This window comes from Micromonospora sp. WMMD558 (assembly GCF_049315255.1).
In the GTDB taxonomy this organism is placed as follows: Bacteria; Actinomycetota; Actinomycetes; order Mycobacteriales; family Micromonosporaceae; genus Micromonospora.
Genome location: NZ_CP186061.1, coordinates 116,086 through 142,952 on the forward strand (window position 1 = coordinate 116,086; position 26,867 = coordinate 142,952).

Genomic DNA, 26,867 nt, shown 5'->3' on the forward strand with positions numbered 1-26,867 from the left:
GATCTTTCCGGGTCGAGCCCCGCACCGGCGTCGGGCCGGCGGCCCCGGCGACCCACATTCAGCGGCGGACGTCGATCAGCGCCGCGTCCAGTTGGTCGCGGATGGCGTCGACCACCTGCTCGGCGTCGCCCCGCCCGGTGAAGCCGGCCGCGAAGCGGTGCCCGCCACCACCCAGCGCCACCGCCACCCGGCTGACGTCCACCGCACCCTTGCTACGCAGCGACACCGCCCACTCCCCGGGCGCGATCTGCTTCACCACGCAGCTCACGTCGGCCTCCGCGGTGCACCGTACGGAGTCGATGAGCGCCTCCAGCACGTACGGCCGCTGCCCGTGCCGCGCCAGGTCGTCCAGGGTCGCGTACGTCCAGACCAGACCCCGGCCGCCCGCCGCCGCGGGCTCCAGTCGCGCCCGGCCCAGCACCTCGCCGAAGAGCCGGACCGCGCCGAACGGCCGGGTGTCGAAGATCCGGCGGGAGATGTCGCCCGGCCGGATGCCGGTGGCGAGCAGCCGGGCCGCGAGTCGGTGCACCGCCGGGGTGGTGGCCTCGAACCGGAACGAGCCGGTGTCGGTGGTCAGCGCCACGTACAGGCACTCCGCGATCCCCGCGTCGAGCGGCACCCCGAGACGGGTCAGCAGCTCGTCGACGACCACCGAGGTCGCCGCCGCGCCCGGCTCCACCAGGTTGACCCCGCCGAACCGGGTGTTGGACGCGTGGTGGTCGAGCACCAGGGCGGTGCCGGCGGTGGCCAGCCGGTCGACGAGGTCGCCCAGGCGGGATTCGCTCGCCGCGTCGAAGCAGACCACCAGGTCCGGATCCGGGTACGCCTCCGCCGCCGGCACCAGCAGCTCCTCGCCCGGCAACCCACGGAGCGTCTCGGGCACCTCGAACGGGCCGGGAAAGGTGGCCTGCAACCGCCCGACGCCGAGCCGCCGCAGGGCGAGGCCGAAGCCGAGCATGCTGCCGAGCGCGTCGCCGTCGGGGTTGACGTGGCAGATCAGCAGCACCCGCCCGTCCGCCGGCACGGCGCGTACGGCGGCGACGGCGGCCGCCCACTCGGCCTCGACCGGCCCGGCCGCCGCCGGGGCGGCCTCGGTGGACGTCTCGACGGCGCCGTCGGGCACCACGTCGGTCAGCGCGCCGCCGGACGGATCGGTCACCGCCGGTCCCCGCTCCGCGGCTCGTCAGCGTCCTCGGTCTCCTCGGTGTCCTCGTCCGCCTCGTCCTCCAGCCGGTACGGCTGGGCCTCGCCCGCGTACTCGGCCCTGGCGGCGAGGCGCTGCACCTCGGCGTCCGCGTGGCGGGCCTGGGCGAGCAGGTCGTCGATGTGCTTGACCTGGTCCTGCACGTCGTCGAGGACGAAGGTCAGCGTCGGCGAGTGGCGGAGCCCGAGGGCCTTGCCCACCGTGCTGCGGAGCATGCCCTTGGCGCTCTCCAGCGCCGCCGCCGTGCCCGACTGGGCCGCCGCGTCGCCGAGCACCGTGTAGAAGACCGTGGCGTCCCGCAGGTCGGCGGTGATCCGGGCGTCGGTGATGGTGATCATGCCGAGCCGCGGGTCCTTGATTTGGCTGCGTACCACCGACGCGACCAGTTCACGCACCCGCTCCGCGTGCCGGCGTACCTTGGCCGGATCCGACATCTCGCCACCTCCACGGCGTCCCGCTCCCGGCCGCCGCCGGGGGACGCGGAACGTCACCCGGGCCGGCCGGCCAACACCTCGAACACTACCCGCGCCACCACCGCGGCCGTGCGCCGCCGCCGGTGGTACCGGACACCCGGTGACGGACGGTCTCAGTCGTCCTCACCGTGCAGCCGTCGGCGCACGGACAGCAGCTCGGCCTCCGGCCGGGCGGCCACCAGGCGCTCGCACGAATCCAGCACCTCGCGCACGTGGGCCGGCTCGGCCGCCACCACGGCCACCCCGATCAGCGCCCGACCGTGCAGGTCGAGCGCTCCCACCTCGGCGGCCGACACCTCGAAGCGGCGCAACGCCGCCACGATCGGCCGTACGTAGGACCTCTTGGCCTTGAGCGACCGGGAGTCGCCCGGCAGCAGCAGGTCGAAAACCGCGGTTCCGGTGAACATCGCCTCGGACGATACCCGGACACACCCACACATGATCAAGGGGTTTACGCCTTTCGGCGTAAACCCCTTGATCAGTGTCTCAGCGGATCAGGCGCGTGCCTTCTCCCGCATCTCGAAGGTCTCGATCACGTCGCCGACCTGGACGTTGTTGTAACCGGCCAGGGTCAGACCGCACTCGAAGCCCTCGCGCACCTCGGTCGCGTCGTCCTTGAACCGCTTGAGCGAGCTGATGGTGAGGTTGTCCGCCACCACCGTGCCGTCGCGCAGGAGACGGGCCTTGGCGTTGCGCCGGATGAGGCCCGACCGGACGATACAACCGGAGATGTTGCCGATCTTGGACGAGCGGAAGACCTCGCGGACCTCCGCGGCGCCGAGCTCGACCTCCTCGTACTCCGGCTTGAGCAGGCCCTTGAGCGCCGCCTCGATCTCCTCGATGGCCTGGTAGATGACGGTGTAGTACCGGATCTCCACGCCCTCGCGGTCGGCCATCTCACGGACCTTGTTGGCAGCCCGCACGTTGAAGCCGATGATCGTGACCGCCTCGGACGAGGCGCTCGCCAGCATGACGTCGCTCTCGGTGATCGCACCGACGCCCCGGTGGATGATCCTGAGCTGGACCTCCTCGGGAATGTCGAGGGCGAACAGGGCGTCCTCGAGGGCCTCCACCGAACCGGAGACGTCGCCCTTGAGCACCAGGTTGAGCGAGGTCTTCTCGCCCTCCTTGAGCTGCTCCATGAGCGTCTCGAGGGTGGCCCGGCCACGGGAGTTGGCGAATGCCGCCGCCCGCCGCCGCGCCTGGCGCTGCTCGGCGATCTGCCGCACGGTGCGGTCGTCCTCGGCGGCCAGGAACGTGTCGCCCGCCCCCGGCACCGCGGTCAGACCCAGCACCAGCACCGGACGGGACGGACCCGCCTCGGAGACCTGGTTGCCGTTCTCGTCGAGCATCGCACGGACCCGGCCGTGCGCCCCGCCGGCGACGATCGAGTCGCCCGCCCGCAGGGTGCCCTTCTGCACCAGCACCGTCGCCACCGCACCGCGGCCCTTGTCCAGGTGCGCCTCGATCGCCACACCCTGCGCCGGCCCGTCGATCGGAGCGGTCAGCTCCAGCGACGCGTCGGCGGTCAGCAGGACGGCCTCGAGCAGATCCTCGATGCCGATGCCCGGCTTGGCGGCCACGTTGACGAACATGGTGTCGCCGCCGTACTCCTCGGCGACCAGGCCGTACTCGGTCAGCTGCTGGCGGACCTTGTCCGGGTTGGCCTCCGGCTTGTCGACCTTGTTGACCGCGACCACGATCGGCACGTCCGCCGCCTTGGCGTGGTTCAACGCCTCGATGGTCTGCGGCATGACGCCGTCGTCGGCCGCCACCACCAGCACCACGATGTCCGTGACCTGGGCACCACGGGCACGCATGGCGGTGAACGCCTCGTGACCCGGGGTGTCGATGAAGGTCACCGCCCGGTCCTCGCCCTCGTGCGGGACGTGGACCTGGTACGCGCCGATGTGCTGGGTGATGCCACCCGCCTCGCCGGCCACCACGTTCGCCTTGCGGATCGCGTCGAGCAGCTTGGTCTTACCGTGGTCGACGTGACCCATGACGGTCACCACCGGCGCACGGCTGACCAGGCGGTCCTCCGCCACCTCGGCGTCGAGGTCGATGTTGAACTGCGCGAGCAGCTCGCGATCCTCGTCCTCCGGGCTGACGATCTGCACGTTGAAGCCGAGGTGCTCACCCAGCAGCAGCAGGGTGTCGTCGGAGCAGGACTGGGTCGCCGTGACCATCTCGCCCAGGTTGAACATCTCCTGGACCAGCGAACCCGGGTTGGCGTTGATCTTGTCGGCGAAGTCCGAGAGCGAGGCGCCACGGGACAGCCGGACGACCTGACCCTGACCCCGGGGAGCACCCGAGCTCATGGTCGGGGCCGACAGGTTGTCGAACTCCTGTCTGCGCTGCTTCTTGGACTTGCGACCACGGGTCGGCTTGCCACCCGGACGCCCGAAGGCACCCGCGGCGCCACCGCCGCGACCGCGACCGCCACCACCCGGACGACCGGCGCCACCAGCCGGGGCACCCGGGCGGAAACCGCCGCCGGCACCGCCGCCACCACCACCACCGGGACCGCCACGGTAGCCACCGCCACCGCCACCGGGACCGCCGCGGTAGCCACCGCCACCGCCGCCGCCACCGGGACCGCCGCGGAAGCCACCGCCACCGCCGCCGGGACGACCTGCGCCGCCACCGGGGCCGCCACGACCGCCACCGGGACCGCCGGGGCGACCGGTCGCGGGACGCTGGCTCGGCATCGACGCCGGGCTGGGCCGCGGCGGCATGGACGCCGGGCTGGGCCGCGGCGGCATCGACGCCGGGCTCGGGCGGGGACCGCCCGCACCGGCGGCCGGCGGGCGCTGCTGCTGACCGCCCTGGATGCCGAACGGGTTGTTACCGGCGCCACGCGCCGGCGGACGGCCGCCCGGCCGACCACCGGGGCCCGGGGTGGGGCCACCGGGACGACCGGCGGCCGGGGTGCCCGGCCGGGGCGGCATGCCGCCCGGACCCGGACGCGGGCCGGGACGCGGGCCACCCTCCGTCGGCGGTTCCCGACGGACGTTCTCCCGCTGCTGCTGCCGGGCAGCCTGCGCGGCCTTGACCGCGGCCTCCTGCTCGGCCTTCAGTGCGGCGGCACGCGCCTCGGCGGCCGCCACCTCGATGTCGTGGGCGCTCGCCGGCTTCGCAACCGGCGCCGCCGGCTGCGGCGGGCCCGGAACCGGCCCCTTGGGCTTCGGCCCGGGGGTCGGTGCACCCGGCCGCCGGGGCGGCATCGGCTTGGCCGAGACGCGGGGCGCGCCCGGGGCCGGCGACGGGGTCGGGGTCGACGCCGGAGCCGTCGGAGCGGCCGCCTGCGGGGCGGCCGGCGCCGGGGCACCGCCGTTGTTGACGAATGCGCCACGCAGCCGTCGGGCGACGGGCGCCTCGACGGTGCTGGACGCGGACTTCACGAACTCGCCCATCTCCTTGAGCTTGGCGAGAACGGTCTTGCTTTCGACCCCGAGCTCCTTGGCAAGCTCGTGTACGCGGGCCTTTCCTGCCACTGCACTCCTCACTCCGAGGTCGTGCGGGCAGCACCCGCAGCGACCTCACTCGTGCACTTGAAGCCTGGTCATTTCTGCGACTTCATCGTGTGCTCATGTCGGTCGTCCTACCTTGCTAGCGACCCGCGCCCGGTCGGGTTGACCGGACGTCGTGGTTGGCGCATCGAGGTGCGCCGCGAGCTCACCGTGGTCGAGGACCCCGGTGACGCGCAGCGCCCGCCCGAAGGCGCGACGCCGCACCGCCTGCGCGAAGCAGGCCGGATCCGGGTGCAAGTGCGCCCCCCGACCCGGCAACCTGCGGGCCGGATCGGGCCGAAGGCTGTGTCCAGCCCCGTCACCGATCGCGACGATCCGCAGCAGTTCACCGGCCGGCGCACGTCGCCGGCAACCCACACAGGTGCGCTCCGGCTGCGCGCGTCGTGCCACCGGGGAAAGTCTACCCCTAGCTTCCGGAGATCGCGCCGCCCGGCTCCGGGACGTGATCGGCACCCCCGCCCCCGGCCGGGCCGGTCGGCTCGGCGTCGGACCGGATGTCGATCCGCCAACCGGTCAACCGGGCCGCAAGCCGGGCATTCTGCCCCTCCCGGCCGATGGCGAGCGACAGCTGGAAGTCCGGCACGGTCACCCGGGCCGTGCGGGTGGCCAGGTCCACCACGTCCACCCGCAGCGCCTTGGCCGGCGACAACGCGTTGCCGACGAAGGTCGCCGGGTCGTCCGACCAGTCGATGATGTCGATCTTCTCACCGTGCAGTTCGCTCATGACGGCCCGCACCCGCTGCCCCATCGGCCCGATGCACGCCCCCTTGGCGTTCACACCGGGCGCGGTGGAGCGGACGGCGATCTTCGTACGGTGACCTGCCTCACGGGCGATCGCGCTGATCTCGACCGTCCCGTCGGCGATCTCCGGCACCTCCAGGGCGAAGAGCTTCTTCACCAGCGCCGGGTGCGACCGGGACAACGTGATCTGCGGGCCGCGCATTCCCTTGGCCACGTGCACCACCACGCAGCGGATCCGCTCGCCGTGCGCGTACCGCTCGCCGGGCACCTGCTCCGACTGGGGCAGGACGCCCTCCAGCTTGCCCAGGTCGACGGTGACGATGCCCTTCTCGGCGCGCGCCTCGTGCGCCTGGACGACACCGGTGACCAGGTCGCCGTCGCGGCCCACGTACTCGCCGAAGTGGGCCTCGTCGGTGGCCTCCCGCAGCCGCTGGAGGATCACCTGCTTGGCCGTCATGGCCGCGATCCGGCCGAAGTCGTGCGGGGTGTCGTCCCACTCCCGCACCACGCTGCCCTCGGAGTCCACCTCCTGCGCGTACACCAGGGCCGCGCCGGTCTTGCGGTCGATCTCCACCCGCGCGTGCGGCTCCGCACCCTCGGTGTGCCGGTACGCCGTCAGCAGCGCGGTCTCGATCGCCGCGAGGATCGTGTCGAACGGGATCTCCCGCTCGCGCTCCAGTGCGCGCAGCGCCGCGAGGTCGATGTTCACCTCTCCTCGTCCTCCACATCGTCGTCGTCGAAGTCGTCGGTGTCGCCGGCTCCGCCGGCCTGGTCCGTGCCGTCGAACTCGTCCGCTTCGTCGATCTCGTCGAGGCGGGTGAACTCGACCTGCACCCGCCCGGGGCCCAGGTCGGCGTACGTCCATTCGGCGCGACCGGCGTCGGTCTCCAGGACCACCCGCTCGTCGTCGGCCTCGACCACCCGCCCGGTGACCTGGCGGTCGCCGGCGGTCTCGCCGCCGCGCACAGTCACCTTGACGAGCCGGCCGGTGTTGCGCCGCCAGTGCCGGGGAAGGGTGAGCGGCCGGTCCACGCCGGGCGAGCTGACCTCCAGCTGGTACTCCCCGGCCACGATGTCCCCGCCCGCCTCCTCGGCGGCGTCCAGCGCGGCGGAGACGGCCCGCGAGACGTCCGCGACGGCGTCCAGGTTGATCCCACCGTCGGCGTCCACGATCACCCGCACCACGTGCCGCCGGCCGGCCCGGGACACCGACAGGTCCTCCAGGTCGTACCCGGCGTCGGTGACGACCGGCTCGATGACCTCGCGCAGGCGTGCGCGCCGCGCGGCGAGGTCGCCGCCGCGGGCCACGCGGTCGGTGCCCCGCGTGCCGGCCGTGTGCCGCGGTCGCCCCGTCGGCCCGGTCGGCCGGGTGGCACGGCCACGCTGCGTCATCTGCGCCCCTTCTGCTGGTCGCGGTGCCCGGTCCGGTCGCCACGACGGTGCGCCACCGGGGCGGACGCGCCGGTGGTTGCGCAGAGCGTAACGCGCCGTCCGCGTACCGGCCCGGCCGGCGCACCGAGGCCGATGGCCACCGGGCCGGTCAGGATGGTGTTGACTTGTCCGGTGGCGACGGGCAGAACGACAGAGCGCGACGGGACAACCCGGCATTCTCGGCGAAACGTGATACGGGCGGGCGCCCTCCTGGCGCTCGGTGCTGCCGTGGCACCGCTCACCGGCTGTGATCCATTCGACCGCGACGCGGAACCGGCCCCGGGGCCCGACCCGCTCGCACCGCTCGTCGACGAGGCGCTCGCACTCGCCGCGGCGTACCGGGAGGCGGCCGCCGCGCACCCCACGCTGGCCGGGCGGCTGACGCCGATCGCCGAGGCGCACGCCGCCCACGCGGCGGAGCTGGCCCGGGTCGCCCGGGTGGCCCTCCCGTCGGCCACCGCCACCGCGCCGCCCGGCGCCCCGGCGGCCGACCCCGACACCGCGCTCGCCGCGCTGCGCGAACGCGAGACGACAGCCCGGCAGACGGCGACCCGCGCGTGTGCGGAGGCACCGGCCGAACGGGCCGCGCTGCTCGCGTCCGTCACCGCCGCCCGCGCCACGCATCTGGAGGTACTCCGGTGACCGCACCGACCCCCACCGCCGGGCCCTCCGCCGCGCTCGGTGCCGCGCTCACCGCCGAGTACGCCGCCATCTGGGCCTACGGTCCGATCGGGGTACGCCTCACCGGCGCCGCCCGGAAGGCGGCGCGGGACGCGGAGGCGGCGCACCGGCGGCGCCGCGACGACCTCGTGCTCAAGCTCAGCACCGGCGGCGGGACCGTCCCGCCAGACCGGGCCGGCTACGCCCTGCCGTTCCCGGTGACCGACGCGGCGAGTGCGCTCCGGCTCGCCGTCGAGGTGGAGGAACGGACGGGGGCGTTCTGGCGGGCGGCGGTGGCCGCCACCACCGGCGCCGATCGGGACCGCGCGCTCGCCGCGCTGGTCGACTGCGCCGTACGGGCCACCCGCTGGCGCCGGACCGCCGGGATCACACCGCTGACCGTGCCGTTTCCGGGCCGTCCCGCCTGACAGGTCCGCCACAGGTGGTGGCCCCGGCCGGCGCTCCGGTTGCCGCTGACATACCAGGTATGCATACTCCGGAACCATGTCCATCCGTCACGGGCTGCTCGCCCTGCTCGAACGCGGTCAGATGTACGGCTACCAGCTGCGCTCGGCGTTCGAGGAGTCGACCGGGTCCACCTGGCCGCTGAACATCGGACAGGTCTACACCACGCTCTCCCGGTTGGAACGGGACGGGCTGGTGCGGTCGCTGCCGGAGAGCGAGGCCGGGCAGCGCCCGTACGAGATCACCGACGCGGGACGGGCGGACCTGGCGCTCTGGTTCGCCACCCCGATCAGCCGGGCCGACCGGCCCCGCGACGAGCTCGCCATCAAGCTCGCCCTCGCGCTCACCACGCCCGGCGTCGACGTGCGGTCGGTGGTGCAGACCCAACGTGCCGCCACCATGCGGACCCTGCAGGAGCTGACCCGCCTGAAGTACGCGAGCGACCGGCCGGAGGACCTGCCCTGGCGGCTGGTGCTGGACGCGATGGTCTTCCAGGCCGAGGCCGAGGTCCGCTGGCTGGACCACTGCGAGAGCAGTCTGGTGCGGCACCGGCCGGCGGCGCCGGCGGTCGGGAACGGCGGCGCCGCCGCTGCCGAGGCGGTGGAGCGGATCGACGAGAGGGCCCGGCGGTGAGCCCGGCGGGGGACGAGGCGCGCGTCCCCGTGCTCGACGTCCGTGACGTGCACCGCACCCACGGCAGCGGCCCGGCCACCGTGCACGCTCTGCGGGGGGTGAGCCTCACCGTCCACGCCGGGGAACTCGTCGCGGTGATGGGGCCGTCCGGGTCGGGCAAGTCCACGCTGCTCGCCCTCGCCGGTGGGCTGGACAGCCCGACCGCCGGGGAGATCCACGTCGAGGGGCAGCGGCTCGGCGGGTTGGACCGGCGGCGCCTCGCCCAGTTGCGGCGGCGCCGCATCGGCTACATCTTCCAGGACCTCAACCTGCTCGGCAGCCTGACCGCCGTCGAGAACGTCGCGCTCCCCCTCGAACTCGACGGCACCGGCGTGCGCGCGGCCCGCCGGCTCGCCCTGGAGGCGCTGGCGGAGGTGGGCCTGACGGAGCTGGGCGACCGCTTCCCCGACCAGCTCTCCGGCGGGCAGCAGCAGCGGGTGGCCATCGCCCGGGCGCTCGTCGGCGAGCGCCGGCTGGTCCTGGCCGACGAACCCACCGGCGCGCTGGACTCGCAGACCGGCGAGGCGGTGCTGCACCTGCTGCGCCGCCGGGTCGACGCGGGAGCGGCGGGGGTGCTGGTCACCCACGAGGCACGACACGCCGCCTGGGCGGACCGGGTGGTGTTCCTCCGCGACGGGGTGATGGTCGACTCGACGGCGCCGCTGGGTGACGTCGAGCAGCTGCTGACCGGCAGCGGCCGGTGAGCCGGGGTCGGCGCGGCGCGCGGCTCGTCGCGGCGGCCGGCTCGTGGTGGGTCGCCCTGCGGATCGCCCGGCGGGAGGCACACCGCGCCCGGGGCCGGACCGCGCTGGTGCTCGCGATGATCGCGCTGCCCGTGCTGGTCCTCGCGTTCTCGGCGACGACCTGGGACATGTCCAGCCTGACCCGGCCCGAACGCGCCGCGCGCCAGCTCGGCACCGCGGACGCGGAGCTGCTTCCGGTGGCTCGCGACCCGGTCACCCAGGAACCCTGGGGTGACGGGTGGGCGCCGCGTGGCGACGACTTCGTCCCGCCCGGCCGGGTCACCGCGGAACAGATCACCGGCCTGCTCCCACCCGGTGCGCGCGTCCTGCCCATCCTGCGGTGGGCGTTCTTCGAGGCCCGGGTGGGGGACCGCGTCGAGGACGGCGTCTCCGGCCGGGTCGTCGACCTCACCGATCCGCTCGGGCGCGGCCTGGCCCGCGTCCACGCCGGCCGCGCGCCGGCCGTCCCCGGCGAGATCGCGGCCAACCCGGCCGCCCTCCGGCGGCTCGACACCCGCCTCGGCGGGACGGTCACCTCCGCGGACGGCCGTCGCGCCTGGACGGTGGTCGGCGTGGTCGAGTTCCCCGACCAGCTGAGCCCCCTGGTCGTACTGCCGCCCGGTCCGCAGGTCGACGAGGAGGCCACCTGGCTGGTGGACCTGCCGGGCGCCGTCGGCGAGGACCTGATCGGCCGGCTGAACGAGCACGGGTACGTGGTACAGGCCCGCGTTCCCGGGCCACCGACGGACGACGGCCGCACCCCGGGCGGGATCTCCTGGATGGCGTCGGTGGACGTGGCGGACGCGAGCGGGATCGTGCTGGTCGGCGGGCTCGCCCTGCTCGAGGTCGTACTCCTGGTCGGGCCCGCCTTCGCGGTCGGCGTCCGGCGGCGGCGGCGGGACCTGGCGCTGGTCGCGGTGGCCGGCGGTGACGACGCACACCTGCGCCGCATCGTCCTCGCGGACGGGATCGTGCTCGGAGCCGTCGGGGCCGGCGGCGGCCTGGCCCTCGGCGTCGCCGCGGCCGTCGCCGCCCGACCGCTGGTGGAGGAGTACGTCTTCGGGGAACGCTTCGGCGGTTACCGCACCCCACCCGCGCTGCTGCTGGCCATCGCCGCGGTCGCCGTGCTGGCCGGGGTGCTCGCCGCGCTGGTGCCGGCCTGGACGGCCGCCCGGCAGGACGTGGTGGCCGGGCTCGCCGGCCGGCGTACGCCACCGGCGTACCGGCGCCGGTGGCTGATCGCGGGGGTGACGCTCACCGCCGCCGGGGCGGTGCTCGCCGCCACCGGAGCGGTCGTGTGGACCCACCCGACCGTGATCCTCGCCGGTCTGGTCCTCGGCGAGCTGGGGCTGGTCCTGGCCACGCCGACGCTGGTCGGGCTGCTCGCCCGCGTCGGCCGCGTCCTGCCGCTGGCACCGCGGATCGCCCTGCGGGACGCCAGCCGCAACCGGTCGTCGGCCGCCCCGGCGATCTCGGCGGTGATGGCGGCGGTCGCCGGCAGCGTCGCCCTCGGCGTGTACCTGGCGAGCGACGAGGCCCGCAGCAACCAGTCCTGGCGCCCGGCCCTGCCGGCCGGGACCCTGCTGGTCACCAGAGTCGAATCGCCGGAGCAGGCCGCCACCCGGGTCACCGGCCCGGACGGGGCGGTCGGCCCGCCCGAGAGCGCGGTCGCCGCCGCGGCCCGGACCCACCTCAATGGCCAGCAACTGGCGCCGCTGGTGGAGGTCGGGTGCGCGGCAGCGGCCGACCCGTGCCAGGTCGCCCCGGTGCTGCCGCCCGACCGGGCCTGCCCGTGGCCGGCGGGCGGCGGTCTCACCGAGGCGGACCAGCGGCGGGCCCGGGCCGACGAGCGCTGCCGGCGCGGACCGGAGGACCCCTGGGGCCCGCACGTCGTCGTCACCGTCGACGACGGCCGCACGCTGCCGCTGCTCACCGACGCCACGGCGGCCGAAGCCGCGGAGGCCGCGGCGGTGCTGCGCGCCGGCGGCGCGGTGGTGACCGACCCGCGCTACCTGGTGGACGGGCGGCTGGAGATCGTCGTGCGCGACGGCGCCGACGCCGCCGTCTCCACCCGCGCGACCGTGCCCGGTTACGCACTACGCACCCACCGACTGGCGATGGACCGGCTGCTGCTTTCTCCCGGTGCGACCACCCGCCTCGGCGTGACCGCCCAGCCGGTCGGCTGGGCGTTCGCCACGGAGCACGCGGCCGACCGGGACCGTCGGGACCGGTTCGTCGCCGCGCTGCGACCGCACGGGACGGTGTCGGTCGGCTACGAGGAGGGTCCGCCCGCGAGCGACACCCGTCCCCTCCTGCTGCTGCTCGCCGCGGCCTCGGGCGTGATCACCCTCGGTGCCGCCGGGGTGGCGACCGGGCTCGCCGCCGCGGAGGGGCGCGCCGACCTGTCCACGCTGGCCGCCGTGGGCGCGGCACCGGCGGTACGCCGGATTCTCTCCCTGTGCCAGGCCGGGGTGATCGCCGTCCTCGGTTCGGCCCTCGGCATCGTCGCCGGCCTCGGATCCGCCCTCATGATCCTGATCGCCACCAACCGGCGGTACACCGACAGTTGGCCGGTCGGCGAGCCGTACCCCCTGGTCGTGCCCGGCACCACCCTCGCCGTGCTGGTGGTGGTGCCGCTGGTGGCGATGCTCGGGGCGGGCCTGTTCACCCGCTCCCGGCTACCGGTCGAACGCCGTCTCGACTGAGCGGTGACCGCGCCACCTCACGGCGGCCCCCGCCACCCACCGGGCAGCGGGGGCCGGCGGTCCCGGGGGTGCCCTCCCGGCCGCCGAACCGGCACACTGTTCCCGTGTCCGTACTGGGAACCCTCACCCGCCGCGTCGGTCACCACCGCTGGTTCGGCGCCGCCGCCCGCCTGCTCGTCCCCGCCGACCGCGTCGTCGGACGCCTCACCCGGGGGCGCGTCGTCGCCCTGGGGCTCATCCCCTCGCTGGTCATCACCACCACCGGCCGCCGCTCGGGCAAACCCCGCAGCAACCCCCTGCTGTACGTGCCGGACGGCGACGGGTACGTGGTGATCGGGTCGAACTGGGGGCAGACCCATCAGCCCGGCTGGGCGTTGAACCTGCTCGCCGACCCGATTGCCGAGGTGGACGTCAAGGGCCGCCGAATCCCGGTACGCGCCGACGTCGCGGAGGGCGCCGAACGGGAACGGCTCTGGCAGCTCCTGGTGACCGAGTGGCCGGCGTACCGCACGTACGTGCGGCGGGCCGGCGGCCGCGAGATCCGCATCTTCCGGCTCGTGCCCACCGGGCCGGGCGGACCGGCCGGCGCGAACGGGAGCGCGTAGGGCCGGTGCCGACGTCCCTGGCCGAGCCTGCGGCGGGCACCAGCGACGACGGTCGGCGCGTCCCGCGCCGGCAGGTCGGGACACGGCCTAGGGTGGTGCCCGTCCGGCGGTGGCCGAGGTCCGGCGGGACGTGAGGTGAGCGACGTGCACTCCGAGGACGGCGAGGCGTACCGGGACGATCCACGGTGGACCGTCGCCGAGCGGGTGGCGGAGGCGGTGCGCCGGCGGTTCCCGGCGGACGTCCTCGCGGTGGCGGTGCACGGCCCCCTGGCCCACGGCGACGACGACGGTGGCGGGGACAGCGAGGTCGGCCTGCTGGTCGTCACGTACCGTCCCGGCGGCCCGCCCGCGGCGACCCGGCGGGTGGACGGCGTGCTCGTCGACCTGACCGTCGCCGCCGCCGACGACTACCTCGACCGGGCTCGGGCGATCAGCCCGCTCTGGCCGCTCACCGCCGACCGGTACGTGACCACGCGCGCCCTGCACGACCCGACCGGCTGGTTGCGCAGGCTGCGCGACGAGCACCTCGGGTGCCTGGCCCGGGCCCGGCCGGCCGAGTTCAGTACCGCGGCCCGGCAGGCCTGGTACCGGGGCAGCGCGGCACACGCGCGGGCCCTCCGGCTGGCCGAGTGGTACGAGACCGACCAGGCTCTGCTCATGCTCGGCGAGGCGCGGCTCGCGGCGTCGACGGTGAGCGGCCTGCTCAGCCGCACCTACTTCCGTGACCCTGGCGACGCGGTGCGCCGGACCGGGCTCGCCGGTGCCGACATGACCGAGGTGGGCACCGTGCTCGCCAAGCAGGCCGAGGAGCTGGCCGCGCGCGGTCGCCCCGTGGACGGCACGGTGGACGACCTTCTCGACGGCTGACACCGCGATGTGCCGGCGCGACGGCTGACACCGGGGGTGCCGGCCGGCCCGGCCGGCGCGCGCCGGCCTACAGCCCGCCCTGGACGCCGATCAGCGTGCCGATGGCGTACGTCGCGGCGGCGGCCAACCCGCCGAGCAGCAGCTGACGCAGGCCGCTGGACCACCAGGGCCGGTTGGTGAACGTTGCGACGACCGCCCCGGCCAGGAAGAGCCCGAGGCCACCGACGCCCAGCGCCAGCCACAGACTGGTGAGCCCGAGCAGGTACGGCAGCAGCGGCACCAACGCACCGGCCGAGAAGAACAGGAACGACGAGACCGCCGCCGCCCACGGGCTGGGCTGGTCGTCCGGGTCGACGCCCAACTCCTCCCGGACGTGCACCCGCAGGGCCTCCTCCGGGTTGCGGCGTACGGCCTCGGCGACCTGCACCGCGAGATCCCGGGGCAGACCCCGGGCGACCCACGCGTCGGCCAGTTCCCGCGCCTCGGCCTCGGGGTGCCGTTCCAGCTCCCGGCGCTCCTTGGCGACCTCGGCGGCCACCTGCTCGTTGGCGGAGCGGACGCTCGTGTACTCGCCCAGCCCCATGGAGATGGCGCCGGCCACCAGGCCGGCGGTGCCGGTGAGCACGACGGTCCGCGGCGACACGCCGCCGCCGCCCACGCCCGCGATCAGGGCGATGTTCGTCACCAGGCCGTCCATCGCACCGAACACCGCCGGCCGCAGCCAGCCGCCGGACACGTCCGCGTGGTGCGCCTCGCGCAGCGCCGCAGGGGTGTCGGTCACGGCAACGTCAGGATCTCGTGACCGTCCTCGGTCACCACGATGGTGTGCTCGAACTGGGCGGTCCACTTCCGGTCCTTCGTCACGACCGTCCAGCCGTCGTCCCACATGTCGTACTGGTAGGTGCCGAGGGTGATCATCGGCTCGATGGTGAACGTCATGCCCGGCTCCATCACGTCGGTGGGGCGGGGGCTGTCGTAGTGCGGCACGTAGAGCCCGCTGTGGAAGGACTCCCCGATGCCGTGGCCGGTGAAGTCACGGACGACGCCGTAGCCGAAGCGCTTCGCGTACGACTCGATCACCCGGCCGATCACGTTGATCTGGCGGCCCGGGGCGACCGCGCGGATGCCCCGCATCATCGCCTCGTGGGTGCGCTCGACCAGAAGCCGGGCCTCCTCGCTCACCTCGCCGACGCAGAAGGTGGCGTCCGTGTCGCCGTGCACCCCGTTGAGGTACGCCGTCACGTCGACGTTGACGATGTCACCGTCCTGCAGCACGGTGGAGTCGGGGATGCCGTGGCAGATCACCTCGTTGAGGCTGGTGCAGCAGGACTTCGGGAAGCCCTTGTAGCCCAGTGTCGACGGGTAGGCGCCGTGGTCGCAGAGGAACTCGTGCACCACCTTGTCGATTTCGTCGGTGGTCACGCCCGGCTTGCAGTGCTCGCCCGCGAGCTGGGTGGCGTGCGCCGCGAGGCGCCCGGCGATCCGCATCTTCTCGATGGTCTCCGGGGTCTGCACGTGCGAGCCACGCCACTCCTGGGGACGCTTCTTCCCCACGTACTCGGGCCGGGGGATGTGGGCGGGCACCTGCCGCCACGGAGAGAGCGTGCCTGGGGTCAGCGGCGCACGGGCGGTCATGCCGCAAGCCTATCGCCGCGCTGTCGGGCGGCCCCCGCCACCGCCGGTCACGGCCGGTTGTTGCCCCGCCTGGTCGGCTGTGCCATGGTGTCTGCGTGGATCAAGGGGGCGCGCCGCCCGTCTTCTCCGCGAGCGCGGAGCTCGACGGTGATCACCTCCACGTGGTCGTGACCGGCGAGGTCGACATGGCCACGGCCGACACGATGCTCCAGACCGCCCTGCGGGAGCCGGCCCGGCGGGTGACGCTCGACCTGCGGGCCGTCACGTTCTTCGACTCGGCGGCGATCCACGCGGTGGTCCGCCTCGCCCAGAAGTTCCCGGACGCGCTCACCGTGCTGCCGTCCCGGCAGGTCGCCCGGGTGCTGGAGATCTCCGGCCTGGGCGGGCAGGCCTGGTACCGCTCCCCCTGACGAGGCGCCCCGGCCAGGGACCGTGACGCGGGTCCCACGCCGTGTCCCGACGTGGCCGGGGCTGAAGCGGGGCCCTAGCTCTGCAGCCGCCGGCGCAGCGTCACTTCCGTCCCCTCGTCGGTACGGCGGACCGACAGCTCCCCCAGTGCCCGGATCAGCGACAGCCCACGACCCCGGAAGCCCGAGCCGCTCGACTCCCGCCACCGGCCGCTGTCGCGGACCGTGGCGACGACCGTACGGTCCTCGATGGTGACCTCGACGCCGATCGTCCGCTCCGCCGGCTCGACGGGGTGCTCGATGGCGTTGGCCGCGGCCTCGGAGACGGCCACCGTCAGGTCGAACAGGTCGGTCTCACCGACGGAGTGGGCGACGAGGAAGTCCTCCAGCCGCTTGCGGAGCACGCTCAGCCGGGTCGGGTCGGCCGGGAGCCGCAGGGCGAACCGGTTGAGTTCGGCGGCCTCCAGCGCGAGGACCGCGACGTCGTCGCGGCGGGGCCGCTCCGCGACCCGCTCGACGACCGCGTCGACGAGGTCGGCGACGTGCTCGCGGGGCGTCGCCACGTCCCGCCGCAGCAGCGCCAGCGCCGCGTCGATGCCGTGGTGCCGGTCCTCGATGAGGCCGTCGGTGTACAGCAGCAGCCGGCTGCCCGGGGCCAGCTCACCGTCGACGGTCCGGTACGCCGTGTCCGGGATCGCTCCGACCGGCGGCCCCAGGGCCCGGTCGTGCAGGAACGCCACGTCGTCTCCTCGGATCAGCAGGGGGGACGGGTGGCCGGCGCTGGCGTACCGGAGCCGGCCGGTGCGGGGGCTGAACGACAGGCACACCACGGTCGCGAAGGAGCGGCTCTCGGCGGAGCCCACCAGCCGGTTCAGCCGGGTCAGGGAGGCGCCGGGGTCGAACCCCTCCAGCACGTACGCCCGCAGCGCGTTGCGGAGCTGGCCCATGACGGCGGCCGCCCGGACGCCCTTGCCGACGACGTCGCCGATGACGAGCACGAGCGTGTCGTCGCCGAGCGGGACCACGTCGTACCAGTCGCCGCCGACCTCGACGTCGGCGGTGCCCGGCAGGTAGCGGCTGGCGACGACGGCGCCCGGCAGCTGCGGCAGCGAGTGGGGCAGCAGGCTGTGCTGGAGGGTGGTGGCGATGCGGTGTTCGGCCTCGTAGAGCTGGGCGTTCTCCAACCGGACGCCGACCAGGCGGGCGAGCTGGGTGAGCGCCGCCTCGTCGGTCTCCCCGCCGTCGCCGTCCGACCGCCAGACCCGCAGGTCGCCGAGCTGGTCACCGGCGGTGTCGGTCAGCGGCAGGACGAACGACGGGTCGAGGGCGGTCACGCCGCCGGCGTCGGCCTCGTACCGGGCGTCGGGCGTGCTGACCACGACCCGGGCGGCCTCGGCGAGGCTGAGCGCGTGCCGGGCGGCGACCTGGAGCACGTCCCTGGTGGAGCGGGCGGTGTTGACCGCCACCGCGGCGTCGGCCAGCGCTCGGAGCCGGCGGATGATCTGGCCGCGCAGCTGGCCCAGGTCGACGTTCGCCCGGACGCGGGCGATCAGCTCCTGCCCGGAGAAGGGCTTGGTCAGGTAGTCGTCGGCGCCGACGGACAGGCCGGCCACCGCCTCGGCGGAGCCGGCCCGGGCGGACAGCAGCACGATCGGCACGTGCCGGGTACGCGGGTCCGCGCGGAGTGCCGCGACCAGCCCGAAGCCGTCCAGGCGGGGCATCATCACATCGGTGAGCACCAGGTCGAACGGGCTCTCGACGGCCGTCCGCAGCGCCTCCACGCCGTCGGCGGCCGTGACCACCTCCCACGAGGGGGCGAGCAGCCGGGTGACGTGTTCCCGCAGGTCGGGGTTGTCGTCGGCCACCAGGATCCGCCCGGCGGCGGCCCCGCCGGCACGCGCCCCGGCGGCAGGCGCCCCGGGAGCGGCGGCGCCGGTTCCCTCGGCGGGCGCGCCGGCCCAGAGCGCGGTCTCGGCCACGTGCAGCTCGGCCTGCGCCAGCTCACTCGGGAAGGCGTCCTCGGCCTCGGCGATCCGCTCGGCGGGCAGGTGCGCCGAGCCGAACGGCACCGTCACGGTGAAGGTGCTCCCCTCGTCCACCGCGCTGCGCACCTCGACCCGCCCGCCGTGCATCTCGACCAGCTCCCGGACCAGGGCCAGGCCGATTCCGGTGCCCTCGTGCGTCCGGGAGCGGACCCCGGGCACCCGGTGGAACCGTTCGAAGACGTGCGGCAGCTCCTCCGGCACGATCCCCACGCCGGTGTCGGCGACCTCCAGTTGGGCCGCGCCGCCGACCGGCCGGACCCGGACCCGGATCTCGCCGTCGAAGGTGAACTTGACGGCGTTGGACACGAGGTTGAGGACGATCTTCTCCCACATGTCCCGGTCGACGTGCACCGGCGCGGGCAGCGGCGGGCAGTCCACCATCAGCCGCAGGCCGGCCCGCTCGGTGGCGGAGCGGAAGGTGCTGGCCAACCGGGACGTGTACCCGGCCAGGTCGGTCGGCTGGTAGCGGGCGGCCATCCGGCCGGACTCCAGCCGGGAGAAGTCGAGGACCGTGTTGACGAGCTTGAGCAACCGGAGCGCGTTGCGGTGCATCATCGTCAGCCGGTCGGTGTACGCCTCCGGCAGCGCCCGGTCGGCGAGCAGGTCCTCCAACGGGCCGAGCACCAGCGTCAGCGGCGTACGGAACTCGTGGCTGATGTTGGCGAAGAAGTTGGTCTTCGCGCGGTCCAGGGCGGCCAGTTCGGCGGCGCGGGCGCGTTCCTGCTCGTACGCCCGCTGCTTGTCGACCGCCCGCGAGATCTGCCCGGCCAGCAGGTCGAAGAAGTTGCGGTACTCGTCGGTGAACTGGAGTCGGGGCGAGATGCCGACGACCAGTGTGCCGACGATCTCGTTGGTGGCGGTGATCGGCAGCACCAGCGCCCGGTCGGCGGCGGTGACGCCGTCGAGCAGGTCCGCCACCGGGACGCCGTCGCGGGGGTTCGCGGCGGCGAGCTCGGTGAGCAGGACCGGGGACGGTGGGGTCACCGACGCCGGGTCGACGCCGCTGCACCCCGACAGCTCGAGTCGGCCGGCGTCGTCCCGGAGGTGGATCAGGGCGAATGGGATGTCCGCCCGGTGCCGGTCGAGCACCCCCGCGGCGCTGCGGCCCAGCTCGGCCGTGCTGGTGACCTCGGTCAGCTCACCGCCGAGTTCGGCGAGGGCCCGCAGGCGCCGCTCGCCCAGCACCCGACCGGTCGTCTCGGACACGATGCAGAAGACCCCGGCCACGCGCCCGCCGGCGTCGCGGACCGGGTCGTAGGAGACGTCGAAGTACACCGTCTCCAGGAATCCGTGCCGGTCGATGACGAAGGGGTGGTCCTGGCCGTAGTACGGCTCCCCGGTCGTGCGGACGTCCGCCAGCACGGGGCCCAGGACGTCCCAGGTCTCCGCCCAGTGCTCGCGGGCCGGCTGCCCGATCGCGTCCGGGTGCTTGGCGCCGATGGTCGGCCGGTAGGCGTCGTTGTAGAAGGCGCGGTTCTCCTCGCCCCAGAAGATGACCAGCTGCGACCGGGACGCGAGCATGGTGCTGATGGCATGGCTGAACGCGGACGGCCAGGTGTCGGGTGTGCCGAGCGGGCTGGTGGACCAGTCGAAGCGGCGCAGCCGCTCACCCATCTCGCCACCCGCCGCGAAGGCCGCCTCGAGCAGCGGGGGCAGAGTCCCGTCCATGGGACCCCCGGAGGAGTGTCCCCGCTTCCCGCCCTCCTGGGCCGAGCTCATGCAGCCTCCCGATCCGGCCGTTGCCCGCCTCGGCCCGATGACCCATCGGGCGTGCCCGCCTTGGTACCCCGACGGACCAGCAACGTAACGCACCGGGCGCGTCGGACGCTGATGGGCCGGCCGCCCGGGGACGGCGTGCAGGACTAACCGGGGCCGGCCGTCACGCGGGACCCCGCCGCCGCCCGCACCAGCGCGGTGATCGGCCGGGGGTCGGGCTCCTCCTCCGGATGCCACTGCACCCCGAGCAGGAAGGAGCGGCGGCGGTCCTCCACCGCCTCCACGACGCCGTCGTCCGACCACCCGGTCACCATCAGGCCGCCCGGGTCGGCGACCCCCTGGTGGTGGTAGGAGTTCACCCGGTCGACCCCGGCCATCACGGTCGCCGCCAGGCTGCCGGGCGCGAACCGCACGGGATGCGCCCCGTACACCCCGGGCGCGGGGCGATGGCGCTCGTGGCCCACGACGTCGGGTAGGTGCTGGTGCAGCGCGCCACCGGCGGCGACCACCAGCAGCTGCATCCCCCGGCAGACGCCCAGCACCGGCAGGTCGACGGCGAGCGCACCGGTGAGCAGGGTCAGCTCCCCGGCGTCCCGCGCCGGCCGGGGATCGGTGCGCGGTGCGGGAACCTGGCCGTACCGGGCGGGGTCGACGTCCGGCCCGCCGGCCAGGACCAGCCCGTCCAGCACGCCCAGCACGTCCGCGTCGAGGTCGTCCGGGGGCAGCAGCACCGCCCGGCCGCCGGCCGCGGTCACCGCCCGCACGTACGCCTCCGGCACCAGCACCGCCGGCACGTCCCGCCACGTCGCCCAGCTCGCCGGCTCGACGTACGCGGTGACGCCGATCAGCGGCCGGGTCACAGCGGCGTCACGTACGCGCCGGTGATACCGCCGTCCACGACGAACTGCGCCGCGGTCATGAACGAGGCGTCGTCGCTGGCCAGGAAGGCGACCGCGGCGGCGATCTCCTCCGGTTTCCCGAACCGCCCCATCGGCACGTGCACCAGCCTCCGCGCCGCGCGCTCCGGATCCTTGGCGAAGAGCTCCAGCAGCAGCGGGGTGGCGATCGGCCCCGGGCAGAGCGCGTTGACCCGGATCCCCTCCCGGGCGAACTGCACGCCCAGCTCCCGGGTCATCGCCAGCACGCCGCCCTTGCTCGCCGTGTACGCGATCTGCGAGGTGGCCGCCCCCATCAGCGCGACGAACGAGGCGGTGTTGATGATCGACCCCTTGCCCTGCCGCCGCATGTGCGGGATCACGTACCTGCAGCACAGGTAGACGCTCGTCGTGTTGACCCGCAGCACCCGCTCCCAGGCGTCCAGGCCGGTCTCCAGGATGGAGTCGTCGTCCGGTGGGGAGATGCCGGCGTTGTTGAACGCCACGTCCACCCGCCCGTGCCGGGCGACCACACCGTCGAAGAGCTCCCGGACGGCCGTCTCGTCGGCGACGTCGGCCGCGACGAACTCACCGCCGACCTCGTCCGCGGCCCGCTTGCCCGCCTCGGGGTCGATGTCCACGCAGACGACCCGGGCGCCCTCGGCGGCGAACCGCCGCACGGTGGCCAGCCCGATCCCGCTGCCCGCTCCGGTGACCACGGCCACCCGGTCCGTCAACCGTCCCTGCACGGCGTCACTCTCCCGTCGCGATGAACACGTTCTTGACGTCGGTGAAGGAGTGCAGCGCGTCCGGGCCCAGCTCGCGGCCCAGGCCGGAGCGCTTCATCCCGCCGAACGGGGTCCAGTACCGCACCGAGGAGTGCGAGTTGACGCTGAGGTTGCCCGACTCCACCGCCCGCGCCACCCGGATCGCCCGGCCCACGTCCCGGGTCCAGATCGAGCCCGACAGGCCGTACTCGGTGTCGTTGGCCAGCCGGACCGCCTCGGCCTCGTCGTCGAACGGCAGCACCGACACCACCGGGCCGAAGATCTCCTCCCGCCAGTGCCGGTCCGTTGGTGAGTCGGCGAGCAGCACCGTCGGGGCGTACCAGAAGCCCGGGCCGTCCGGTCGGGAGCCGGTGAAGGCCACCTTCGCGCCGTCGACGTACCCGGCGACCCGGTCGCGCTGGCCGGCGGAGATGAGCGGGCCCATCTCGGCGGTGTCGGCGGCCGGGTCCGCCACCCGCAGTGCCCGCACGGCGGGTTCGAGCAGTTCCAGGAACCGGTCGTACACCGGGCGCTGGACCAGGATCCGCGACCGGGCGCAGCAGTCCTGGCCCGCGTTGTCGAAGACGGCGTACGGTGCCGTCGCCGCCGCCTTCTCCAGGTCGGCGTCGGCGAAGACCAGGTTGGCGGACTTCCCGCCCAACTCGAGCGTCAGCCGCTTCACCTGGGCGGCGCAGCCGGCCATGATCCGGGTGCCGACCTCGGTGGAGCCGGTGAAGCAGATCTTGCGGACGGCGGGATGGGTGACGAACCGCTCCCCGACCACCGAGCCGGCGCCCGGCAGGACGGTGAACACGCCCTCCGGCAGGCCCGCCTCGCGGCCCAGCTCGGCGAGGCGCAGCGCGGTGAGCGGGGTCAGCTCGGCCGGCTTGAGCACGACGGTGTTACCGGCGGCGAGGGCGGGTGCGAAGCCCCAGGCGGCGATCGGCATGGGGAAGTTCCACGGCACGATCACCCCGACCACGCCCAGCGGCTCGTGGAAGGTCACGTCGAGCCCACCGGGGACCGGGATCTGGCGCCCGGTCAACCGCTCCGGCGCGCCCGCGTAGTAGTCGAGCACGTCACGGACGTTGCCCGCCTCCCAGCGCGCGTTGCCGATCGTGTGCCCGGCGTTGCGCACCTCCAGCCGCGCCAACTCCTCCACGTGCTCGTCGACGAGCGCCGCGAACCGCCGCAGCACCCGCGCCCGCTCCCCCGGCGCGACGTTCCGCCACGCCTCGTACGCGGCCGCGGCCCGCCCGATCGCCGCGTCGACCTCGTCCAGGGTCGCCCCGGGAACAGTGGCGATCCGCTCCCCGGTTGCCGGGTTCACCACGTCCGTCACGCGCCCCGCCCCTCCTCTCCTCGTCGATCTTGCGGTTCCCGCCCCGACGGGTGCCGCGCGTCGTCACGAACCGGGGGCCGACAGTGCGAGATCACGGAGGGCCGTGGGTGGCTACAGACGTTCGAAGCCACGGAACAGCTCCCAGTCCGTCACGGCGGCGTCGTACGCCGCCAGTTCCACCCGGGCCTGGTTGGCGTAGTGGGCGACGACCTCGTCGCCGAAGGCGTCCCTCGCCAGGCTGGAGGTGCGCCACAGGTCGTGGGCCTCCCGGAGGGTGCCGGGGACCCGCTCGGCCCGGATGTCGTCGTACGCGTTGCCGGTGCACTCCGGACCCAACTCCAGCTTCTGGTCCAGGCCGTGCACCGCGCCCGCGACCAGCGCGGCGATCGCCAGGTACGGGTTGACGTCGGCGCCGGGCACCCGGTTCTCCACCCGCATCCCCGCGCCGTGGCCGACCAGGCGCAGCGCGCAGGTACGGTTGTCGGTGCCCCAGCGCAGCGCGGTCGGGGCGAACGACCCCGGCTGGTAGCGCTTGTAGGAGTTGACGTTCGGGGCGAAGAGGAGACTGAACTCCCGCATCGTGGCCAGCAGCCCGGCGAGCACCCGCTGCCCGGTCGGTGACAGGTGGGCCGGCCCGTCGCCGAGCATCGCGGACCGTCCGTCGGTGTCCCGCAGCGAGAAGTGGATGTGACAGGAGTTGCCCTCGCGCGCGTTCGGCTTGGCCATGAAGGTGATCGACATGCCCTCCTGGGCGGCGATCTCCTTGGCGCCGTTCTTGTAGATGACGTGGTTGTCGGCGCAGGTCACCGCCTCGTCGTACCGGAAGGCGATCTCGTGCTGGCCGAGGTTGCACTCGCCCTTGGCGCTCTCCGGCGTCAGCCCCGCCCCGGCCATCTGGGTGCGGATGCGCCGCAGCAGCGGCTCCACCCGGGCGGTGCCGAGCAGCGAGTAGTCCACGTTGTACTGGTTGGCCGGGGTGAGGTCCCGGTACCCGCGCCGCCAGGCCTCCTCGTACGAGTCCCGGTACAGCACGAACTCCAGCTCCGTGCCCGCGTACGCGGTCAGCCCGTACGCGGCCAGCCGGTCGAGCTGCCGGCGGAGGATCTGTCGGGGTGAGGCGACGACCGGGCCGGAGCCGTCCAGCCACTCCAGGTCGGCCAGGGCCATCGCCGTGCCCGGCTGCCACGGCACCCGGCGCAGGGTCGCCAGGTCGGGCACCATCGCGAAGTCGCCGTAACCCCGTTCCCAGCTGGACATGGCGTACCCGTCGACGGTGTTCATGTCGACGTCGACGGCGAGCAGGTAGTTGCAGCCCTCGCTGCCGTGCGCGACCACCTGGTCCAGGAAGTACGGCGCGTGGAACCGCTTGCCCTGCAGCCGCCCCTGCATGTCGACCAGGGCCAGCACGACGGTGTCGATCTCCCGGTCGGCGACGGCGACCCGCAGCTGTTCGAGAGTGAGCGGAGCCTTCCTCATCTGCGAGCCTCCATAGGAAAGGTCTACTACCGAACCTTTGCATTCGTCAATGGCCGGGCCGTCTCAGGTGAGCAGCGCGCGCAGCAGCTCGGCGGTGCCGTCGCAGTGCTCCTCCATCACCTCCCGGGCGCCGCCCGCGTCACCGGCCAGGATGGCGTCGACGATCCGGGCGTGCTGGGCGTCGGAGTGGTCGAGGTTCCTGGTGATCACCGGGATCGCGGCGAGGAGCCGGTCGAGGGTCAACTGCACGTCGGCGACGGCCGCGGCCAACGACGGCGAGCCGCTGGCCGCGGCGATGACCAGGTGCAGCCGGGAGTCCGACACCCGGCGGGTGGCCGGATCGCGGTCCCGGGAGGCGGCCAGGGCGCCGACGAGGTGCTGCCGCTCGGTGGCCGCCAGGCTGCGGTTGGCGGCCAGGGCCGCCGCACCCGACTCCAGCACCCGCCGGAAGTCCAGCGCGTCGTGCAGCCGGTCGCCCATCTCGCGGGCCAGCTCGCCCGCGTCCGGCCGGCCGCCGGCCTCGGGTGCGGGCTGCGTCGAGCGGACGAACGTTCCGCCGGTCCGCCCCCGGCGGGACTCCAGGTATCCGGCGTCCCGCAGGGCCGCTATCGCCTCCCGCAGGGTCACCCGGCTGACCTGGAGCCGCTCCGCCAGTTCGCGTTCGGCGGGCAGCCGCTCGCCGACCCGTACCATGCCCAGCTTGATCGCCTGGACCAGCCGGGCGACCGTGATCTCGAAGGCGTTGCCGCCGCGTACCGGCCGCCACACCGGCAGCGCCGGCTCGGGCTCCGCCCTCGCCTCCCGCGCCCACGCCGCACCGACGCCCGGCTCGGCGGCGCCGGCACGGATCGCCCTCAACCGTCCCTCCACGTGTCCAGGGTGGCGGGTGCCCCGGAGCACCCGCCACCCGGGCGGCACAGGCCCTACTCGGTCGGCTCGGTGACGGGCTCCGCGCCGGTCGCCGGCCTGGGGATCGCCGGGTCCGGCACGTTGTGGCGGGGACCGGTGAACCAGTGCCGCGCGCTGAGCACCCACCACAGCCCGGCGCCGCCGAGTACGACGCCGACCGCGACGATCGTGTAGTTGAAGGTGGTGGCGGTGACGGGGCTGCTGGTCGGAAGCACGAACAGCACGCAGATGATCGCGACCCAGACGATCGCGATCCACCCGACCGCCGCGCTCCACCGGCCCAGGTTCCACGGGCCGACCGCGAAGTCCGGCGTGCGCCGGCGCAGGAAGACCGGCGCCACGTACGCGATGTACAGGCCGATCACCGCGATGGACGTGGCCGCGAGATACGCCGTGGTGTTCCAGAGCGACGGCAGGACCAGCAGCGACGAGCAGGCGACACAGAGCCAGATCGAGTTCGTCGGCGTGCCGGTGCGCCGGTTGACGCGCTTCCAGATCCGGGAACCGGGCAGCGCGCCGTCGCGGCTGAACGCGTACGCCATCCGCGAGTTCGCCGTGACCGACGCCATGCCGCAGAAGAACTGGGCGACCACGCAGATGAAGAGCAGGAACGTGCCGAGGTCGTCGCCGGCGGCGTCGATGAAGATCTGCGCCGGGGGCAGACCCAGGTCGGTGGTCCGCTGCGCCTCGTAGTCCTGGATCGACCAGGTGATGGCGAACAGGAGCACGAAACCGGCGATGACCGAGACCACCACCGACATCACGATGCCGCGGGGCGCGGACCGTGCCGCGTCGTGCGTCTCCTCCGCCACATGGGCGCTGGCGTCGTAGCCGGTGTACGTGTACTGGGCCATCAGCAGACCGATGAGCACCGCGTACCCGGCCGCGCCGGCGAAGGTGAAGCCGGTCTCGTTGCGCACCTCGAGGAAGACCTCGGAGATCGGCTTGTGCTGGTCCGGCACGATCGCGAGCACGGCGACGATGACCGCCACGCCGACCAGGTGCCACCAGGCGCTGATGTCCGACAGGACCCGGACGAGGTTGACGCCGAAGGTGTTGAGCAGGCCGTGGGCGACGATGATGACCAGGAAGATCAGGAAGGTCCGTTCGGCCGTCACCTCCATGTCGAACGTGAGGCTCAGGAACGCCGACGTGGTGATCGCCGCCCCGAAGTCGATCGCGGCGGTCACCGCCACCTCGCCCAGGAAGTTGAACCACCCGACGAACCAGGCCCACGCGGCCTTGTTCCGTTTGGCCAGCGCGGCGGCCCACCAGTACAGCGCTCCGGCCGTCGGGTAGACCGAGCAGATCTCGGCCATGGCCAGCGCCACGAAGATCACCATGACGCCGACGAAGAGCCAGCCCAGCGTGATCGCCAGCGGGCCGCCGGCCGTCATGGCGATGCCGTACGAGGTGATCGCGCCGGCCAGGATGGAGATGATCGAGAACGAGACCGCGAAGTTGGAGAAGCCGGACAGCTTCCGGCGCAGTTCCTGCTGGTAGCCCAGTTGGGCGAGCCGTTCCTCGTCGGTGAGCGGGGCTGGTCGGGGCACGCCGTCCTGGATCGTTGAGCTCATCGATGCCTCCTTGGACCGC

At 74.1% G+C, this 26,867-nt stretch carries 24 protein-coding genes; 8 read left to right on the forward strand and 16 right to left on the reverse strand.

The window, feature by feature from the left end; all coding sequences use genetic code 11:
* Positions 1-58: 58 nt before the first annotated feature.
* From ACN26Y_RS00550 to rimP, 7 genes are all read right to left on the reverse strand, one after another.
* Positions 59-1,123 carry a DHH family phosphoesterase gene (locus ACN26Y_RS00550; RefSeq protein ID WP_422734994.1) on the reverse strand — a complete coding sequence of 355 codons (1,065 nt, stop codon included), beginning with the start codon at positions 1,121-1,123 and terminating at the stop codon, positions 59-61.
* Between the two features lie 32 nt (positions 1,124-1,155).
* On the reverse strand, positions 1,156-1,638 hold the full coding sequence (rbfA, locus tag ACN26Y_RS00555) for a 30S ribosome-binding factor RbfA (RefSeq protein ID WP_422734071.1): 483 nt from the start codon (positions 1,636-1,638) through the stop codon (positions 1,156-1,158).
* A gap of 152 nt (positions 1,639-1,790) precedes the next feature.
* Complete coding sequence (locus ACN26Y_RS00560; RefSeq protein WP_155333545.1) at positions 1,791-2,084, reverse strand: DUF503 domain-containing protein; 294 nt, start codon at positions 2,082-2,084, stop codon at positions 1,791-1,793.
* An 87-nt stretch (positions 2,085-2,171) separates the two neighbouring features.
* The gene (gene infB, locus ACN26Y_RS00565; RefSeq protein WP_155333546.1) at positions 2,172-5,174 is read right to left on the reverse strand and encodes a translation initiation factor IF-2; all 3,003 of its coding nucleotides are present in this window, start codon (positions 5,172-5,174) and stop codon (positions 2,172-2,174) included.
* 93 nt (positions 5,175-5,267) lie between these two features.
* Entirely contained in the window at positions 5,268-5,600 is a 333-nt protein-coding gene (locus ACN26Y_RS00570; RefSeq protein WP_155333547.1) for a YlxR family protein, read from the reverse strand.
* A 16-nt stretch (positions 5,601-5,616) separates the two neighbouring features.
* Positions 5,617-6,660: a transcription termination factor NusA gene (gene nusA / locus ACN26Y_RS00575; protein WP_155333548.1), complete on the reverse strand. Its 1,044-nt coding sequence runs from the start codon at positions 6,658-6,660 to the stop codon at positions 5,617-5,619.
* The gene (rimP, locus tag ACN26Y_RS00580; RefSeq protein WP_422734072.1) at positions 6,657-7,343 is read right to left on the reverse strand and encodes a ribosome maturation factor RimP; all 687 of its coding nucleotides are present in this window, start codon (positions 7,341-7,343) and stop codon (positions 6,657-6,659) included. The genes nusA and rimP overlap by 4 nt, the downstream gene beginning before the upstream one ends.
* Positions 7,344-7,610: 267 nt before the next feature.
* On the opposite strand from rimP, the gene ACN26Y_RS00585 reads away from it, so the two are divergent.
* From ACN26Y_RS00585 to ACN26Y_RS00615, 7 genes are all read left to right on the forward strand, one after another.
* Positions 7,611-8,024, forward strand: a complete 414-nt coding sequence (locus tag ACN26Y_RS00585; RefSeq protein WP_422734073.1) for a hypothetical protein — start codon at positions 7,611-7,613, stop codon at positions 8,022-8,024.
* Positions 8,021-8,470, forward strand: a complete 450-nt coding sequence (locus ACN26Y_RS00590) for a ferritin-like domain-containing protein (protein ID WP_422734074.1) — start codon at positions 8,021-8,023, stop codon at positions 8,468-8,470. Before ACN26Y_RS00585 ends, ACN26Y_RS00590 begins: the two co-directional genes overlap by 4 nt.
* 76 nt (positions 8,471-8,546) lie before the next feature.
* Positions 8,547-9,140, forward strand: a complete 594-nt coding sequence (locus ACN26Y_RS00595) for a PadR family transcriptional regulator (RefSeq protein WP_422734075.1) — start codon at positions 8,547-8,549, stop codon at positions 9,138-9,140.
* Positions 9,137-9,883 carry an ABC transporter ATP-binding protein gene (locus ACN26Y_RS00600; protein WP_422734076.1) on the forward strand — a complete coding sequence of 249 codons (747 nt, stop codon included), beginning with the start codon at positions 9,137-9,139 and terminating at the stop codon, positions 9,881-9,883. The genes ACN26Y_RS00595 and ACN26Y_RS00600 overlap by 4 nt, the downstream gene beginning before the upstream one ends.
* On the forward strand, positions 9,880-12,627 hold the full coding sequence (locus ACN26Y_RS00605) for an FtsX-like permease family protein (protein WP_422734077.1): 2,748 nt from the start codon (positions 9,880-9,882) through the stop codon (positions 12,625-12,627). The genes ACN26Y_RS00600 and ACN26Y_RS00605 overlap by 4 nt, the downstream gene beginning before the upstream one ends.
* 104 nt (positions 12,628-12,731) lie before the next feature.
* Positions 12,732-13,232 (forward strand): nitroreductase family deazaflavin-dependent oxidoreductase, encoded by a 501-nt coding sequence (locus ACN26Y_RS00610; protein WP_422734078.1) that lies wholly within the window; start codon positions 12,732-12,734, stop codon positions 13,230-13,232.
* A 144-nt stretch (positions 13,233-13,376) separates the two neighbouring features.
* Positions 13,377-14,099 carry a nucleotidyltransferase domain-containing protein gene (locus ACN26Y_RS00615; RefSeq protein ID WP_155333555.1) on the forward strand — a complete coding sequence of 241 codons (723 nt, stop codon included), beginning with the start codon at positions 13,377-13,379 and terminating at the stop codon, positions 14,097-14,099.
* Positions 14,100-14,166: 67 nt separating this feature from the next.
* Here ACN26Y_RS00615 and ACN26Y_RS00620 read toward each other — a convergent pair whose 3' ends face one another.
* Positions 14,167-14,880: a VIT1/CCC1 transporter family protein gene (locus ACN26Y_RS00620; RefSeq protein ID WP_155333556.1), complete on the reverse strand. Its 714-nt coding sequence runs from the start codon at positions 14,878-14,880 to the stop codon at positions 14,167-14,169.
* Entirely contained in the window at positions 14,877-15,734 is an 858-nt protein-coding gene (gene map / locus ACN26Y_RS00625; protein WP_155333557.1) for a type I methionyl aminopeptidase, read from the reverse strand. The genes ACN26Y_RS00620 and map overlap by 4 nt, the downstream gene beginning before the upstream one ends.
* 95 nt (positions 15,735-15,829) lie before the next feature.
* On the opposite strand from map, the gene ACN26Y_RS00630 reads away from it, so the two are divergent.
* Complete coding sequence (locus ACN26Y_RS00630) at positions 15,830-16,144, forward strand: STAS domain-containing protein (protein ID WP_155333558.1); 315 nt, start codon at positions 15,830-15,832, stop codon at positions 16,142-16,144.
* 74 nt (positions 16,145-16,218) lie between these two features.
* On the opposite strand, the gene ACN26Y_RS00635 is transcribed toward ACN26Y_RS00630, so the two are convergent.
* The 7 genes from ACN26Y_RS00635 to ACN26Y_RS00665 form a co-directional block, all read right to left on the reverse strand.
* On the reverse strand, positions 16,219-19,905 hold the full coding sequence (locus ACN26Y_RS00635; protein WP_422734079.1) for a SpoIIE family protein phosphatase: 3,687 nt from the start codon (positions 19,903-19,905) through the stop codon (positions 16,219-16,221).
* A 143-nt stretch (positions 19,906-20,048) separates the two neighbouring features.
* Entirely contained in the window at positions 20,049-20,762 is a 714-nt protein-coding gene (locus ACN26Y_RS00640; protein WP_155333560.1) for a gamma-glutamyl-gamma-aminobutyrate hydrolase family protein, read from the reverse strand.
* On the reverse strand, positions 20,759-21,526 hold the full coding sequence (locus ACN26Y_RS00645; RefSeq protein WP_155333561.1) for a 3-oxoacyl-ACP reductase: 768 nt from the start codon (positions 21,524-21,526) through the stop codon (positions 20,759-20,761). Before ACN26Y_RS00645 ends, ACN26Y_RS00640 begins: the two co-directional genes overlap by 4 nt.
* Positions 21,527-21,530: 4 nt before the next feature.
* Positions 21,531-22,886: an aldehyde dehydrogenase family protein gene (locus tag ACN26Y_RS00650; protein ID WP_155333562.1), complete on the reverse strand. Its 1,356-nt coding sequence runs from the start codon at positions 22,884-22,886 to the stop codon at positions 21,531-21,533.
* A 111-nt stretch (positions 22,887-22,997) separates the two neighbouring features.
* The gene (locus ACN26Y_RS00655) at positions 22,998-24,362 is read right to left on the reverse strand and encodes a glutamine synthetase family protein (RefSeq protein WP_155333563.1); all 1,365 of its coding nucleotides are present in this window, start codon (positions 24,360-24,362) and stop codon (positions 22,998-23,000) included.
* 63 nt (positions 24,363-24,425) lie between these two features.
* Positions 24,426-25,232, reverse strand: coding sequence for a FadR/GntR family transcriptional regulator (locus tag ACN26Y_RS00660; protein ID WP_230688840.1), 807 nt, complete (start codon positions 25,230-25,232; stop codon positions 24,426-24,428).
* Between the two features lie 53 nt (positions 25,233-25,285).
* Positions 25,286-26,848 carry an amino acid permease gene (locus ACN26Y_RS00665; RefSeq protein WP_155333564.1) on the reverse strand — a complete coding sequence of 521 codons (1,563 nt, stop codon included), beginning with the start codon at positions 26,846-26,848 and terminating at the stop codon, positions 25,286-25,288.
* Between the last annotated feature and the right edge of the window lie 19 nt (positions 26,849-26,867).

What these genes read in the sequence shown, in the direction of transcription:
- ACN26Y_RS00595 (WP_422734075.1), top strand. Translation starts at nt 8,547, where the DNA reads ATGTCCATCCGTCACGGGCTGCTCGCCCTGCTCGAACGCGGTCAGATG.
- rimP (WP_422734072.1), bottom strand. Translation starts at nt 7,343, where the DNA reads ATGACGCAGCGTGGCCGTGCCACCCGGCCGACCGGGCCGACGGGGCGA.
- ACN26Y_RS00635 (WP_422734079.1), bottom strand. Translation starts at nt 19,905, where the DNA reads ATGAGCTCGGCCCAGGAGGGCGGGAAGCGGGGACACTCCTCCGGGGGT.
- ACN26Y_RS00665 (WP_155333564.1), bottom strand. Translation starts at nt 26,848, where the DNA reads ATGAGCTCAACGATCCAGGACGGCGTGCCCCGACCAGCCCCGCTCACC.
- map (WP_155333557.1), bottom strand. Translation starts at nt 15,734, where the DNA reads ATGACCGCCCGTGCGCCGCTGACCCCAGGCACGCTCTCTCCGTGGCGG.
- rbfA (WP_422734071.1), bottom strand. Translation starts at nt 1,638, where the DNA reads ATGTCGGATCCGGCCAAGGTACGCCGGCACGCGGAGCGGGTGCGTGAA.
- ACN26Y_RS00655 (WP_155333563.1), bottom strand. Translation starts at nt 24,362, where the DNA reads ATGAGGAAGGCTCCGCTCACTCTCGAACAGCTGCGGGTCGCCGTCGCC.
- ACN26Y_RS00560 (WP_155333545.1), bottom strand. Translation starts at nt 2,084, where the DNA reads ATGTTCACCGGAACCGCGGTTTTCGACCTGCTGCTGCCGGGCGACTCC.